General features: G+C 57.3%; 1 protein-coding gene. It reads left to right on the forward strand.

All coding sequences use genetic code 11. The features are described from left to right. The coding region (locus KP705_RS19335; protein WP_215765485.1) for a transposase at positions 1–328 on the forward strand (328 nt) is incomplete at its 5' end. Positions 329–370 lie beyond the last annotated feature (42 nt).

Genomic DNA, 370 nt, shown 5'->3' on the forward strand with positions numbered 1-370 from the left:
AGCCAATACCGCCTCTAGCGTCTGGGCCGATAAAGCGTATCGCTCGAATGCCAACGAAGACTTCATGGATAAGCAGGGCTTTGTCTCAAAGGTCCACAGGAAAAAGCCGCATCTCAAGCCCATGCCCCGCCACATCCAGCGGTCCAACGCAGGGAAATCGGTGATCCGGTCGCGTGTCGAGCATGTCTTTGCCGATCAGAAATCGCAGACGGGTCTGTTCATCCGAACCGTGGGTATCACCCGGGCCACCATGAGGATCGGCCTGGCCAATATTGTCTACAACATGCGCCGCTTTCTCTTCCTCGCAAGGTTGAACGCGAGCGCGTAGTCATCCAGGGGGGCAGTCCCCGATCTGCTCAAAACGCAGAGC

Origin of the sequence: Gluconobacter sp. P1D12_c, assembly GCF_018812105.1 — a bacterium.
GTDB lineage: Bacteria > Pseudomonadota > Alphaproteobacteria > Acetobacterales > Acetobacteraceae > Gluconobacter > Gluconobacter oxydans_A.